The 13298-nt window shown below is 62.0% G+C and carries 10 protein-coding genes and 1 tRNA gene; 5 read left to right on the top strand and 6 right to left on the bottom strand.

Annotated elements, in window-relative coordinates; genetic code table 11:
• Nucleotides 1-14: 14 nt before the first annotated feature.
• Nucleotides 15-884 (top strand): UbiA family prenyltransferase, encoded by an 870-nt coding sequence (locus HALRU_RS06975; protein ID WP_015300694.1) that lies wholly within the window; start codon nucleotides 15-17, stop codon nucleotides 882-884.
• A gap of 153 nt (nucleotides 885-1037) precedes the next feature.
• Here HALRU_RS06975 and HALRU_RS06980 read toward each other — a convergent pair.
• A tRNA-Glu gene (locus tag HALRU_RS06980) sits at nucleotides 1038-1112 on the bottom strand.
• A gap of 135 nt (nucleotides 1113-1247) precedes the next feature.
• Here HALRU_RS06980 and HALRU_RS06985 point away from each other — a divergent pair.
• Together HALRU_RS06985 and HALRU_RS06990 are read left to right on the top strand one after the other, a co-directional pair.
• Nucleotides 1248-1979 (top strand): fumarylacetoacetate hydrolase family protein, encoded by a 732-nt coding sequence (locus HALRU_RS06985; protein ID WP_015300695.1) that lies wholly within the window; start codon nucleotides 1248-1250, stop codon nucleotides 1977-1979.
• 2 nt (nucleotides 1980-1981) lie between these two features.
• Nucleotides 1982-2680: an MBL fold metallo-hydrolase gene (locus HALRU_RS06990; RefSeq protein ID WP_015300696.1), complete on the top strand. Its 699-nt coding sequence runs from the start codon at nucleotides 1982-1984 to the stop codon at nucleotides 2678-2680.
• 8 nt (nucleotides 2681-2688) lie between these two features.
• On the opposite strand, the gene HALRU_RS06995 is transcribed toward HALRU_RS06990, so the two are convergent.
• From HALRU_RS06995 to HALRU_RS07005, 3 genes are all read right to left on the bottom strand, one after another.
• Nucleotides 2689-3129 carry a hypothetical protein gene (locus HALRU_RS06995; protein WP_015300697.1) on the bottom strand — a complete coding sequence of 147 codons (441 nt, stop codon included), beginning with the start codon at nucleotides 3127-3129 and terminating at the stop codon, nucleotides 2689-2691.
• A 72-nt stretch (nucleotides 3130-3201) separates the two neighbouring features.
• On the bottom strand, nucleotides 3202-4302 hold the full coding sequence (locus tag HALRU_RS07000) for a DNA topoisomerase IV subunit A (RefSeq protein WP_015300698.1): 1101 nt from the start codon (nucleotides 4300-4302) through the stop codon (nucleotides 3202-3204).
• A gap of 2 nt (nucleotides 4303-4304) precedes the next feature.
• The gene (locus HALRU_RS07005; protein WP_015300699.1) at nucleotides 4305-6728 is read right to left on the bottom strand and encodes a DNA topoisomerase VI subunit B; all 2424 of its coding nucleotides are present in this window, start codon (nucleotides 6726-6728) and stop codon (nucleotides 4305-4307) included.
• Nucleotides 6729-7062: 334 nt separating this feature from the next.
• Here HALRU_RS07005 and gyrB point away from each other — a divergent pair, with 334 nt between their 5' ends.
• Both gyrB and gyrA read left to right on the top strand, forming a co-directional pair.
• Entirely contained in the window at nucleotides 7063-8994 is a 1932-nt protein-coding gene (gene gyrB / locus HALRU_RS07010; protein ID WP_015300700.1) for a DNA topoisomerase (ATP-hydrolyzing) subunit B, read from the top strand.
• 219 nt (nucleotides 8995-9213) lie between these two features.
• A complete protein-coding gene (gene gyrA, locus HALRU_RS07015; RefSeq protein WP_015300702.1) occupies nucleotides 9214-11685 on the top strand; it encodes a DNA gyrase subunit A in 2472 nt (823 codons plus the stop codon).
• A 171-nt stretch (nucleotides 11686-11856) separates the two neighbouring features.
• On the opposite strand, the gene HALRU_RS07020 is transcribed toward gyrA, so the two are convergent.
• Together HALRU_RS07020 and HALRU_RS07025 are read right to left on the bottom strand one after the other, a co-directional pair.
• Nucleotides 11857-12387: an Rrf2 family transcriptional regulator gene (locus HALRU_RS07020; RefSeq protein WP_015300703.1), complete on the bottom strand. Its 531-nt coding sequence runs from the start codon at nucleotides 12385-12387 to the stop codon at nucleotides 11857-11859.
• 221 nt (nucleotides 12388-12608) lie between these two features.
• Entirely contained in the window at nucleotides 12609-13289 is a 681-nt protein-coding gene (locus HALRU_RS07025; protein ID WP_015300704.1) for a metal-dependent transcriptional regulator, read from the bottom strand.
• Nucleotides 13290-13298: the final 9 nt, after the last annotated feature.

A 13298-nucleotide genomic window follows, 5' to 3' on the forward strand; every position in this document is an offset into this window, starting at 1 on the left:
CGAGTCACTGGCAGATGAGCGATTCCGTGATGGACGCGTCACACGGACGATCCGACGTGGTCGATGGTATGCTCACCCTCGTCCACAGTAACGTCTTCATCGCTCTCGCGGCGACGAGCTGGGTCGTGACTACCGCCGTCCTCGCGGGACTCCCACTCGACCCGCTTCCACCGTTCATCGTCTTTGCCGTGACACTGTTCGTCTACAGCCTCAACCGATTCACCGACATCGACGAGGACGAGTACAACGTCCCGGGTCGAGCGGCGTTTACGAAACGGTACGGGCGCTTTCTCCTGATCATCGGCACACTCGCCTATCTTGGCGCTGTCGGGTTCGCACTCGCGTTCGACCTCCCCCGCGCCGAACTGTTACTCGCACCGATCGCCGTCATCACGCTCTACTCCGTGCTGGGCCTGAAGCGAATCTTCCTCGTGAAGAACCTGCTCGTCGGCATCGCCTGGGGTGGGATTCCCCTCGGCGTCGGCGTCTACTACGGCGTCCCGATGGACACCGAAATCCTCCTTCTGACCGCGTACGTGGTGGCAATGCTGACGATCGCCGCGGTTATCTTCGACCTCAAGGACATCGTCGGCGATCGTCACGAAGGGATCGTAACCGTCCCCCGCGTCATCGGCACGCGTCGCACGCGCCTGTACTCTGCAGGGGCGACGGTCGTCGTCACCTTCGGCGTCGTCGCCGCCATCTGGGCATCGCTCGTCCCCCCACGGTACCTCGTCCTCCTCGCGTTTAGCGCGTACGTGTTTTCGTACTGCCTGTCCGCCGACCCGGACGCGAGCCCGCTCTTCTACGGGCTGGTCGTCGACGGCGAGCACCTCTTTTTCGCCCTCCTCGTCGCCATCCTCGCTGCAATCGGTGTGCTGTGAGGGCTGGGAAGGCTATAGCTCGTGGCCTGGTATGCAGCAAAATGCTCCGTCTGGGATTTGAACGACGCCCAGACGTGCTCGCTTCGCTGCGCGCGACTGGTCTAATTCAAATCCAGGATCGCATTTACTGCTCACGAATAGTTCGCAGCAAAATGCTCCGTCTGGGATTTGAACCCAGGTCATCGGCTCGAAAGGCCGAAATGATTGGCCGGACTACACCAACGGAGCGCGCGTCGGGTGTGACGCGACAGTCATGGCTTGCCCGGGGCTAATAAAAAGCGTTCCGTTCCAGCGGGGCTGTGGGGAGAGTTGGCACGACGGTGAGTTACAACGTTTTTAGCCGTCGGTTGAGTGAGTGTTCGTATGAAATACGCACGATTCCGCGACCCGGCCGGGGCTGTTCGTCGTGGCACCGTCGACGGCGACACGATCTCGTTCGGGAGGAACGAGTACGATATGGACGCGGTGCAGCTTCTCCCCCCGTGTGAGCCCTCGAAGATCGTCTGTATCGGGCGCAACTACGCCGCCCACGCCGAAGAACTGGGGAACGAGGTCCCGGATCGGCCGCTGCTCTTCCTGAAGCCGCCGAATACGCTTGCTGCACAGGGGGATACGATCACGGCGCCAGCGGGAACGGAACGTCTCGAGGTCGAAGCAGAGCTTGGTGTCGTGATTGGCGAACAGTGTCGGGACGTCCCCGCCGAACGCGCGATGGACGTCGTCGCCGGATATACGTGCGTCGACGACGTCTCCAATCGAGACGATCAACGCCAGGAGCAAAACTGGGTTCGCGGGAAAGCGTTCGACGGTGCGGCCCCGATCGGTCCCGTCCTCGCCACGCCGGACGAAGTGCCCGACGACGCCGGTGTTCGGTCGTATATTAACGGCGAACAGGCCCAATCGGGTTCACTCTCGCAGCTTATCTTCGACGTTCCGACGCTCATCGCCGAAATCACGTCCTACCTGACGCTGGAGCCGGGCGACGTGATCGCAACCGGGACTCCTGAAGGCGTCACACCGCTGGCCGACGGCGACGAAGTCGCTATCGAGATCGACGGCGTTGGGCGACTGACTCACTCGGTTCGCTGGCCCTGACGATGACGGTCTCGCACGGCCCACTCGACATCGACTGGCTCGGGTACGCGACGATTCGCATCGCCGGCCGGACGGGGACGAGCGTCTACGTCGACCCCGGTCGGTACGACGTCCTCGCAGACCATCGCCCGCGTGACGGCGATCTCGTGCTGGTCAGTCACGCCCACCACTACGATCCAGACGGGATCGAGCGGGTGGCCCACGAGGATGCACTGGTCGTCTGTCACGACTCGATCGATGCGACCGAAATCGATCGCGTCTCTCGCCAACCTGAGTCACTCCCGTTCGACGTCGAACGCGTCCGCGCCGACGAATCGTTCGCGCTCGGCCCGCTCGATCTGTTCACCACGCCGGCGTACAACGAACCCGGCGGGGCGCACACCCGCGCGGACGGCACTCCCTTCCACCCGGAGGGGTCCGGTTGCGGGTTCGGGCTCACGATGGATGGCGTCACTGTCTTCTGGCCAGGTGATACGGACGTTCTCTCACTCCACGAAACACTGGCCGTCGACGTTTTCTGCCCCCCGATCGGCGGTCGGTTCACGATGAACCGCGACGAAGCGGCCGAGTTGGCGACGCAGATACGGCCGGACCTCGTCGTACCTGTCCACTACGATACGTTCGACGACATCGAAACTGACCAACGCGCGTTCGTCATCGACGTAGCGACGGCCGGTGTGCCGGTCGCCCTCGACGAATAAGCAGCGAGCTACGTTGAATCCGCTTCGAGCGTTTCGAAACTGAGCAGTTCCGCCGAGTCGCCATCGGTCCACCGGATAGCGAGTTCGTCGCCCGTCGAGACGCCGTCGAGTCTCACGGTATCTCCCTCGGAAACCTGGTCGGCTTCACCCTGTGATTGGGCCTTCCAGGTTCCGCGCCCGTCTCCGTTCAGCTCGAAGGTAATCGTACTCGCATTGACCGTCGGGCCACCGGCGTGGCGTACGACGACCGATTCGTTTTCGAGCGTCGTCTCGAACTCGATGTCGGGTGCCTCCGTGGTTCCGCCATCTCCGCCCCCGACGAAGACGCTCCCGACGAGATTCACCCCCATCGCGAGGATGAAGAAGACCACGACGAGAAGTACCGTGATTCCAAGGACGACCCCGATGGCCGTGAGGGCCGCTCGCATCTTCGCCGCTCGTGATGCCATACTGGGTATATGCCAACTTCCGTCAAAAGTGACCCGAACCAGACGCGCTCGGCGCTTCCTCTCGACGCCAGCTTAGAGAACGTTCATCTCTTCGAGCCGCGTTGGAAGGTACGTGTCGGTGACGAAGTCGAGCCCGCGGGCCGCCAGTGACTGCTGCTCTGACTTCTTCTCGATCTCGAGTTGTAGTTCGATCTGTTCCTCCCAGAATTCGGTCTGGAACCGGGGGTCCTCGAGTTCGCTTTCGAGCGCGTTGACGTCCGAATCCGACAGCGGATCGGTTGGCAGGTCGTACTCGACGATGTCTTCCGGCCGAATGCCGATGTACTGGGCGTCTGGCGTCGCGAGGTATTCCGAAAGGTGAGCCGATTTGATCGACCCGTAGGCGACGGAGCCGTAGATCCGGTAGGACCACGGGTCACCGTCGGCGAAGACGACCACGGGGAGGTCGAGCTCGTTTCGCATGCGCTTGATCAATCGGCGGGTCGCCCTCGCCGGCTGGCCGCCGAGGTGGACGACGATGCTGTTGTACTCGTCGTCGAATCCGTTCTCGACGAGTCGATCGCGCATACCACCGGTCTCGACGGCAAGGACGAAATCGGCATCGTTATCGAGGAACTCGATCGTATCCGGGTTGTTCGGGATCTGATAGCCGCCCTGTCCAACGTCTTTCTGACAGTGAATCTCGCGGTCACCGCGGCGGGTCTGCTCTCTGAGAAGGAGCGGCCCCATGACCTTCGCGCCCGACTCTTCCGGACGCATGTGGAAGTCTTCGCGTTTCACTTCGGAGACGATCTCTAAGTCCTCGATCAGATTGTTCGACTCGTCCTGCGTGTTGAACTGCGCCTCGTCTAGATCCCACGACTCGGAGAGGTAGTACAACTCACGCAGGGTCGACGAGCGATCTTCTTCGAGCTGGTTGGCGAGAAAGTCGATCGTGTACGTCGCCTTCAGCAGTTTCTGCGCGCCGGAGACGGTCTTCGCACTGCGGGTGCTGCTACGATCCCCGTAGACCCAGACGTCCTTCTCCTCGTCGTACTCGATGTTCGACTTCGTCCGTGTCGGAATCTGCATCCGCGGGACGTCTCCCTCGGCAAACTGGTCGTAGAACTCGGCGGCCAGTTCGAGTAACTGTTCGCGTGCTTCCTGCTCGTTTAGCGATGTGCTCGTGCTCATTGTTATGCGTTTACCGTCAGGAGTTCGTCTTCGATCCCCTCGACGGAGAGATCGAAGTCGGCATCGCCGTCGACGCTGTACTCGAGAGATGCTTCGTCTCCCGATCCCACGGACTCGGACCACTTGACGAACCACTCGCCGTCCATTTCGATCACCTGCGCCCCGTTGGTCTCCTGTGGTTCCACGGAGACGATGTCCGTCAGATCGACGTCGGCGATGGTGTCAGCGTTGTTCTCGACGGTGATCGTGACCGTCCCGTCCTCGACCGTCCGCTCGACGAGGACGTTGTTCATGATCCGGGCGATCGAATCGTCGATGACGAGCGGTTCACGGCCGGTGACGGCGGATAGTTTCTTGGCCATCTCCGGCAGGATGGTCCCCAGTTTGTTCCGTTTCTCCCGACGCTGTTGCATCGACCGGCGCTTGTTCAGATACCGTTTGAGTTCGCGTGACGCCTCGCGGATCGCCAGTTCGATCTCGTCTTCGATTTCGGGGACGTTCGCGACGGCGTCTTTCGACTCACTGGTGAACGGCACGTTGGTCGAGGCGACGTGGACCATGATGACGGCAGGTCCGTTCGGCAGTCCCGACCCGCCAGGCTGGTCCAGGCCGTAGTTGCGCCAGCCGATCGACTTCACGACGTCGGTCGTCGCACAGGCGCCTCGCTGGTAGACGAGCGGGACGCGATTGGCGAATCGCAGGACGTCAGCCGACCCCTCGGCCTCGAGTTCGCCGCCGTAGGCGATGCCGGCTTCGACGACGAACGGATCGCCACCGGAGACCTCCGCGTCGCGCGTCGCCGCCGCGTAGAAGTCGGCGTCGAACTCCTTCTTGAGTCCGGCTTCGATCAACTCGTCCGTGATCGGCGCGAGACATCGTGTCGGCGGGGCCATGATGTCGGTCGAGCGCATCGCTTCGACCAGATCACTCGCACCGTCACGGTCGTCTGCGAGTTCGCGCACGAGCGGCGGATCCGTCGGGACGGTCGCCATGAGTCCCCAGAGTTCCTCGGTGACGTTCTCACGTGCTGTATCACCGAAACTCGTGTCGTCTCGATCTTCGGTTAGCTCGGCGGCCCGGTCGACGTGTGAGCGAAGTGTCGCCCGCGTGAGTCGGTGGCGGTGGTCGTCCTCGTCTGCGAACTTGCCGGCCAATCGTGTGGCGAAGGCGTCCAGCACGGCGTCGTCCTTCCGAGAACTGGTCGCGTCGTTCACTCGCCGGTAGAGGTCGGCGGCCGTTCGCGTCTCGTCGATCGACAGGTCGTCGTCCGACGTGACGGGCGCTAGCTCCAGCCACGCCGCTTCGACGGCGTTCTCCCTGACGGTCGTCCCGAACGTCGTGCCGTGTGCCTCCTCGGCCGCTGTCGCCGCATCGTCGACGATTTCCTCGACATCGTGGTAGGCGACGCGTCCGGCGTCGTCGATTTCGGCGGCGATGGTCGTCGCGAATTCTTCGGTCGCGCTGGCACCCTTGTTCGCCGTTGCTTCTGTCACTGCAGCGACGACGTCGACGTCCTCACCGGAAACGGGTGCCGGCCATGTCATCCCGCGGCCGAAGTGTCGGTCGCGGAACGCTTCGATGACAGATTCTGCCGTCTTCTTGCCGACCCGGGTAAACTCGTTCTGGAGGAAACCGGAGATGGAGTGTGAGTCGGTCGCCTCGAGCATCTTCAGGACAGTTCCCAGCTCTACACCGTGTGGATGCGGTCGGATCTCCTCGGTCTCGTCGGGTAACTGGTCGGTCACGCGCTCGAATTTGAAGTGCTCGGACGGCTCCTTCAACTCGATCCGCGCGTGGGGATTGACGACAGCCGTGTGTTTGATGTAGTCGTGAAGCTGCTGGCGGGCGCGCATGTTGGCTTCCATCTCGATTTCGATGCGCGTCCCGTGAGGCCGATCCCACGTCGTCTGCTTGTCGACGCTGATCTCCGGTTCGTTCTCGTCGGTGTCGACGATGAGCTCGTAGTACTGTGCGTCTGCCGAACCCTGCGTGCGGCTCGTGATCTTGGCTGGCTTTCCGCTGGTCAACTGCGAGTAGAGGACGGCGGCAGAGATACCAATCCCCTGCTGGCCGCGACTCTGTTCTCTGGCGTGAAAGCGAGAGCCGTAGAGCAATTTCCCGAATACTTTCGGAAGGGAGTCCTTGGTGATCCCGGGACCGTTGTCCTCGACGATCAGTCGGTAGTACTGCCCGTTTTCCTGGATCTCGACGTAGATATCCGGGAGAATAGCGGCCTCTTCGGCGGCGTCCAGCGCGTTGTCGACGGCTTCTTTCACAGCCGTGACGAGGCCCCGGGCACCGCTGTCGAAGCCGAGCATGTGCTTGTTCTTCTCGAAGAACTCGGCGATCGAAATCGCCCGTTGACTCTCCGCGAGCTCCTGGGCGATTTCTGATTCGTCACCGAGTGACGACTGAAGCGACGTCATTACGGAATCGATTGCAGTGGTACCCTTAAAACGTTCCCGCTACCCTGGTGAAAGTGAAATCTCGCTGGGATCCAATGAGTCGGTGTGGTCTGACGACTGCTTAATCAGCTAGCGATACAGACCGGTCTGAGGGGCTGTCCGATGCATCTCGGGAGCGGTTCGAGAGGCAATTCCAGTTGTCTCTACGTTCGCGTCCTCCTAAAACTGCTCTGTGCGAGCAGGACACTCCGGAATGCGTCGGGCCCACTCCGGAATGCGTCGGGCGGCTGATTCGCGCTCGCGCGCGTACGTGAGTTTTATTACTACTCAGCCGCTACCCGAAGACAGGTTTTCCATGTCACAGGAACGCGAGTACGGCGCTGGCCAAATTCAGGTCCTCGAAGGACTTGAGGCCGTACGAAAACGGCCGGCGATGTACATCGGCTCTACTGACTCACGCGGACTCCATCATCTGGTCTACGAGGTCGTCGACAACTCTATCGACGAAGCACTCGCAGGCCACTGTGAAGATATCACCGTCACGATCCACGAAGACGGCTCCGTTAGCGTGGTCGACGACGGCCGCGGGATCCCCGTGGACACACACGAGGAGTACGACCGTCCCGCCCTGGAGGTTATCTTGACGGTGCTTCACGCCGGCGGGAAGTTCGACAGCAAATCCTACCAGGTCTCCGGCGGCCTCCACGGCGTCGGTGTCTCCGTCGTCAACGCACTCTCCGAACGGCTCGAGGTCACCGTCACGCGTGACGGTGGTATCTACGAACACGGCTTCGATCGCGGCGAACCCGACGGTGAGATGGAGCAAGTCGGTGAGCCCGACGCCTCGAACGAAACCGGAACGTCGATCCGGTTCTGGCCGGACGACCAGATCTTCGAGACGCTCGAGTTCTCGTACGCGACGCTTTCGAACCGTCTCCGCGAACTCGCGTTTCTCAATTCCGGCGTCGCGATCACGCTCAGAGACGAGCGCGAGGTCGACGACGAGGGCGTGATCGTCCAGGAGACGTTCGAGTACGACGGCGGCATTCGCGAGTTCGTCGAGTACATCAACGAAACCCGCTCGCCCCTGCACCGTGACGTCGTCTACTTCACGGACGAGGACCAGAGTATTCAGGTCGAGGTCGCCATGCAGGCCACCGAGGAGCTGCAGGGTTCGATCCACGCCTTCGCCAACAACATCAACACACGCGAAGGCGGGACCCACCTCACCGGGTTCAAGACTGCGCTCACGCGCGTCGTCAACGATTACGCAAACGAGAACGACCTCCTCTCCGATCTCGACGAGAACCTGAAGGGAGAGGATATCCGCGAGGGGCTCACCGCCGTCATCTCGGTCAAACATCCCGATCCGCAGTTCGAGGGCCAGACGAAGACCAAACTGGGCAACAGCGAGGTCCGCGGGATCGTCGAGGGAGCCATGCACGACGGCCTCGCGACGTACTTCGAAGAGAACCCCGACACGGCCCAGGCCATCGTTCTGAAAGCCGTCGAGGCGGCGAAAGCTCGCAAAGCCGCGAAACAGGCGGAAGAACTCACCCGCCGTAAATCTGCACTGGACTCGACCGCACTCCCTGGCAAACTCGCAGACTGTCAGACCCGAGATCCGGACGAAGCCGAACTCTTCATCGCGGAGGGTGACTCCGCAGGTGGCAGCGCGAAACAGGCTCGGAACCCGGATTACCAGGCGATCCTCCCCATCAAAGGGAAGATTCTAAACGTCGAGAAACACCGGCTCGATCGCATCCTCGAAAACGACGAGATTCGAAACCTGATCACCGCGATCGGCGCCGGGATCGGCGACGAGTTCGATCTCGACGAAGTCCGGTACAAGAAGATCATCATGGCCACGGACGCCGACGTCGACGGGGCCCACATCCGGACCCTGCTGTTGACGTTTTTCTACCGCCACATGCGGCCACTGATCGAACACGGGTACGTCTACGCAACCCAGCCGCCGCTGTACCGCATTCGCTACCGCGGTGAGACCTACGACGCGATGACCGACGCAGAACGTGACGAGATCGTTGCGGAGAAGTGCGACGGCAATCCCTCCCAGGTCCAGCGCTTCAAGGGCCTCGGGGAGATGAACCCCGAACAGCTCTGGGACACGACGATGAACCCGGAGAACCGCATCCTCAAACAGGTGTCCATCGAGGACGCAGCGGCCGCAGACCGGATGTTCTCGGTCCTGATGGGCGACGCCGTCGAACCTCGCAAACAGTTCATCAAAGAGAACGCCCCCGAGGCGGAGTGGGTGGATATCTAAAATGACCGACCTTTTGCGCTGCGGTCAATCGCGCTGGCGGCTTCGCCGCACAGCGCGATGTCCCTCGGCAAAATGTCGATCAAAAGCACTCCTCCCCCACCTCCGGTGGGGTCGTCGGCCCGCTCGCGCGTCCCCAAGAGGGACGCGCTCACGGTGGAACGCATTTGCGACTACCGCAGACGCTAGGCCAATCGCTACTGTAACCCTGGTAACTGAGACATGAGTTCTGAAGCCCCCGATCCGAGTGACGTCGAGGCGCGGACCGTCGAGACGGTTCGGATCGAAGACGAGATGGAGCAAAGTTACATCGACTACGCGATGAGCGTCATCGCGGGACGCGCCCTGCCGGACGTCCGTGACGGGTTGAAGCCCGTCCACCGGCGCATCCTCTATGCGATGCACGAGATGGGCGTCACCAGCGGGTCGAGTCACCGCAAGTCCTCGTCCGTCGTGGGCGAGACGATGGGTGACTACCACCCCCACGGCGACAGCCCGATCTACGACGCGCTGGTGCGGATGGCTCAGGATTTCTCGATGCGCTACCCGCTGGTCGACGGCCAGGGGAACTTCGGGTCGATGGACGGCGATCCGGCTGCAGCGGCCCGGTACACTGAGGCCCGGATGGCGCCCCTCGCGGAGGAGTTGCTGACCGACATCGAGAAGGACACCATCGACTTTCAGCCCAACTACGACGATCGCCTGCAGGAACCGACGGTCCTTCCGTCGGCGTTTCCCAATCTGCTCGTCAACGGGTCGTCCGGGATCGCGGTCGGCATGTCGACGAACATCCCGCCGCACAACCTGGGCGAGGTGATCGACGCGACGGTCGAACTCATCGAGAACCCCGAGGCCACCGTCGAGGACCTGATGGAGCACGTCAAGGGCCCCGACTTCCCGACGGGTGCCAACATCGTCGGTCGCGACGCCATCTACTCGGCGTACAAGACCGGCCGCGGACGCATTCGCGTCCGGGCCGAGTTCGAGGTCGAAGAGTGGAAGCCAGACCGTGATCGCATCGTCATCACCGAGATTCCCTACCAGCAGAACAAGGCGAAGCTAGTCGAGCGTATCGCCGAGGACGTCAACGAGGGCGAAATCGAGGGGATCTCCGACCTGCGAGACGAGTCCGACCGCAACGGCGTCCGCATCGTCGTCGAACTCAAACGCGGCGCGAACACCGAGATCGTCAAGAACCGTCTGCTCGAGAACCACCTGGAGCGGACCTTCGGCGTCATCAACCTCGCACTGGTCGACGGCCAGCCACAGGTGCTGACGCTGAAGGAGACGCTGGAGGAGTACATCTCCCACCGACGCGAAGTCGTCCGCCGCCGCTCCGAACACGACCTCGCCGAGGCCGAAGACCGTGCCCACATCCTCGAGGGACGGTTGAAGGCGCTCGACATCATCGACGACGTCGTCGACCTCATCCGTAACTCCGAGGATCGGGACGAGGCCCGTACCGGCCTCGAGAACGAGTTCGGCTTCTCCGAGGCGCAGGCAGCCCACATCGTCCGGATGCAACTCGGGAGCCTCACCAACATGGAGGCGGCCGAACTCGAAGCCGAGTACGAGGATGTACAGGACGAAATCGAGTATCTGACTTCCATTCTCGAAAACGAGTCGAAACTCCTCGGCGTCATCAAAGACGAACTCCGGGCGATCAAAGACGAGTACGACGACGACCGACGCACGTCGATCATCGAAGACGTCGGTACCGTCACACACGAGGACCTCATTCCGGAAGAAGAGGTTCTCATCGTCATGACCGAAGACGATTACGTCAAGCGCATGCCCGTCTCGAACTTCGACCCGCAGGGCCGTGGAGGCAAAGGTATCATCGGCTGTGACGTCAAGGAAGACGATCGGGTGACGACCGTCTTCCAGGCGAACACGCACGACTACCTGCTCTGTTTCACCAATCAGGGCCAGGTCTACCAGCTCAAAGCCTACGAGATCCCGGAGATGGGGCGGACGGCACGCGGTAAATCCGCCGTCAACATCCTCGATCTCGATCCCGGGGAGGAACTCACCGCCATCGTCGACACCGACGCGTTCGGCGACGACGAGTTCGTCACCATGGTCACTCGCCACGGCTACGTCAAGCGGACCCGTGGTGACGAGTTCGACAACATCCTCACTACCGGCATCATCGCCGCCTCGCTAGAAGATGGCGACGAACTGGTCGACGTCGAGGTCACCGACGGCACGAACGACCTCGTCATCGGCACGGAGCAGGGAATGACGATCCGCTTCGACGAGACCGAGGCCCGTGCGATGGGGCGCAACGCCCGTGGGGTCAACGGGATCAAACTCGAAGGAGACGACGCGGTGGCTGGGCTGGTCGCCACGACCGAAGCCGACGAGCGGGCCCTGCTCACCGTCACGGAGAACGGCTACGGCAAGCGGACGCTACTCTCCGAGTACCGCACTCAGTCACGGTACGGCAAGGGACTCATCGACATCAAGACCGAGGAGCGAAACGGGCCAGCCACCGCGCTGAAGGCGGTGGCACCCGACGACCAGCTCGTCATCATGAGCGAGCGTGGACAGATCATGCGGACGCGAGCCAGTGAAATCTCGACGGTCAGCCGAAACACGATGGGTGTGACGGTCATGGACGTCGAGGCCGGCGACGCGGTCGCGAGCGTCGACGTCCTGTCCGTCGACGTCGACACCGAGGAGTCTGACTGAGGCGTCCGTCGGATCCGTTTTGCTGCGATCGCTAATCGAAAACGAGGGTTCGAATCCTCTCATCCTCCGTAGCATCACTTCAGGGGGTGTGTCCGCTTCAAGATCGACGGGAAGCGGTGTACCGCAGACAGTGTCGAAAACCGTGTCCGTGAGCGTCGATAGTCGGACTGTTCAGTGAGCTGGTTCTTCCGCTGGGGCGATCATCTCCTCGATCTGGAGAATCAGTACGTTGTTGGTATCGTCTTTTCCGTCGAGCGTTCCCTCGACGACGAGTTTCGAGAGCGGTGTCGGCCCGACGCGTATCCGGTCCTCGTCACTGACGTCGAGTGAGCCCTGAATGTGGACTTCGGCCCGACACAGGTCGGGATGGTGAACGCTCGAGAGGTCGATCTCTTCGACGACGATGTCCTCGACTGGCTCACCGTCGACGGCGAGTGGCACCGGGGCTGGTTCGTCGAGTTGTTGTACGCCGAGGGCCTCGAAGGCTTTCGCCGTCGGTTTGTACCCGCCCTTGGGACCGGGCACACCTTCGACGAGCTGGAGGGCTTTCAGGCTCTGCATCTGATTCCGGATCGTCCCCGGGTTCCGGTCGACCTGTTCGGCGATGTCCTCGCCTTTGATCGCGTCCTCGGCTCCAGCGTGGAGGTTCGTCAGCGCCCGCAAGATCATTTTCTGGCTGGAGGTGAGCTCGATGGACGACATACCAGACGTTCGCAGCAGTTTTTCTTAAATCCGCGGGTCTCGGTATCGTCACGGGAGCCCGGTTGGGCGGCGAACTACTTTCGATCTCGACACTACAATCTCCCTCGCTCGGAGAAATAAACCGGCGAAGGTGATCGCAGACCGCGATTGGCGCGGCCCGCTGTCACTCTGACAGTTTCGTCTCGTTTCGTGATCGGGTTCGGCCGCACTGTCTGTCTGACTCAGTGTTCCGCGTCGACGGGACGTCGGACGCGCACGTGTGCGGCGACATCTTCTGGCAGCGAAATAGTTCGATCCGCGCCGGCAGCCTGGGCCGTGATCATCCCGAACGGGGCGCGTTCGATAATCTCGAGTTCGACGCCTGGTTCGACCCCACGGTCGGCCAGATAGGACAGGACGTCGGGGTCCTCGTCGGCGACTTCTTCGACGACGACGGTGTCATCCGGTTCGAACGCGCTCACCGACTCCCCTGGGCCTACGCGGGGAGCGTCGAGATCAGCGTTCGGGATCGGTGAGCCGTGTGGGTCCACGTCGGGATCGTCGAGGGCGGCGGCGAGGCGCGCCTCGAAGTTCTCGCTGATGTGGTGTTCGAGTCGGTCCGCTTCGTCGTGGACTTCCGCCCAGTCGTAATCTAGGTGTTCCGCCAGATAGGCTTCCAGCAGTCGGTGGTGCCTGATCACCTCGATCGCGACGGTCTCGCCCTCCTCGGTGAGCGTGACGCCGTTGTACTTCTCGCGATCGAGCAGGCCGCGATCGGCGAGGGTCTCTAACATACTCGTCACGGTCGGCGACGTCACGTCCAGCTCGTCAGCGATCTCGGAGGTCCGGATTCGATCGTCGCGACCCCGTTCTAGCTGGTAGATCACCTTGAGGTAATCTTCCATGACGTCGCTCAGCATCATTCGGGTGAA

This window comes from Halovivax ruber XH-70, assembly GCF_000328525.1.
GTDB classification, from domain to species: Archaea; Halobacteriota; Halobacteria; order Halobacteriales; family Natrialbaceae; genus Halovivax; species Halovivax ruber.

Excerpts from the sequence above, each read along its gene's own strand:
- gyrA (WP_015300702.1), top strand. The coding sequence starts at position 9,214 with ATGAGTTCTGAAGCCCCCGATCCGAGTGACGTCGAGGCGCGGACCGTC.
- HALRU_RS06985 (WP_015300695.1), top strand. The coding sequence starts at position 1,248 with ATGAAATACGCACGATTCCGCGACCCGGCCGGGGCTGTTCGTCGTGGC.
- HALRU_RS07000 (WP_015300698.1), bottom strand. The coding sequence starts at position 4,302 with ATGAGCACGAGCACATCGCTAAACGAGCAGGAAGCACGCGAACAGTTA.
- HALRU_RS07005 (WP_015300699.1), bottom strand. The coding sequence starts at position 6,728 with ATGACGTCGCTTCAGTCGTCACTCGGTGACGAATCAGAAATCGCCCAG.
- HALRU_RS07025 (WP_015300704.1), bottom strand. The coding sequence starts at position 13,289 with ATGATGCTGAGCGACGTCATGGAAGATTACCTCAAGGTGATCTACCAG.
- HALRU_RS06975 (WP_015300694.1), top strand. The coding sequence starts at position 15 with ATGAGCGATTCCGTGATGGACGCGTCACACGGACGATCCGACGTGGTC.
- HALRU_RS06995 (WP_015300697.1), bottom strand. The coding sequence starts at position 3,129 with ATGGCATCACGAGCGGCGAAGATGCGAGCGGCCCTCACGGCCATCGGG.
- HALRU_RS06990 (WP_015300696.1), top strand. The coding sequence starts at position 1,982 with ATGACGGTCTCGCACGGCCCACTCGACATCGACTGGCTCGGGTACGCG.
- HALRU_RS07020 (WP_015300703.1), bottom strand. The coding sequence starts at position 12,387 with ATGTCGTCCATCGAGCTCACCTCCAGCCAGAAAATGATCTTGCGGGCG.
- gyrB (WP_015300700.1), top strand. The coding sequence starts at position 7,063 with ATGTCACAGGAACGCGAGTACGGCGCTGGCCAAATTCAGGTCCTCGAA.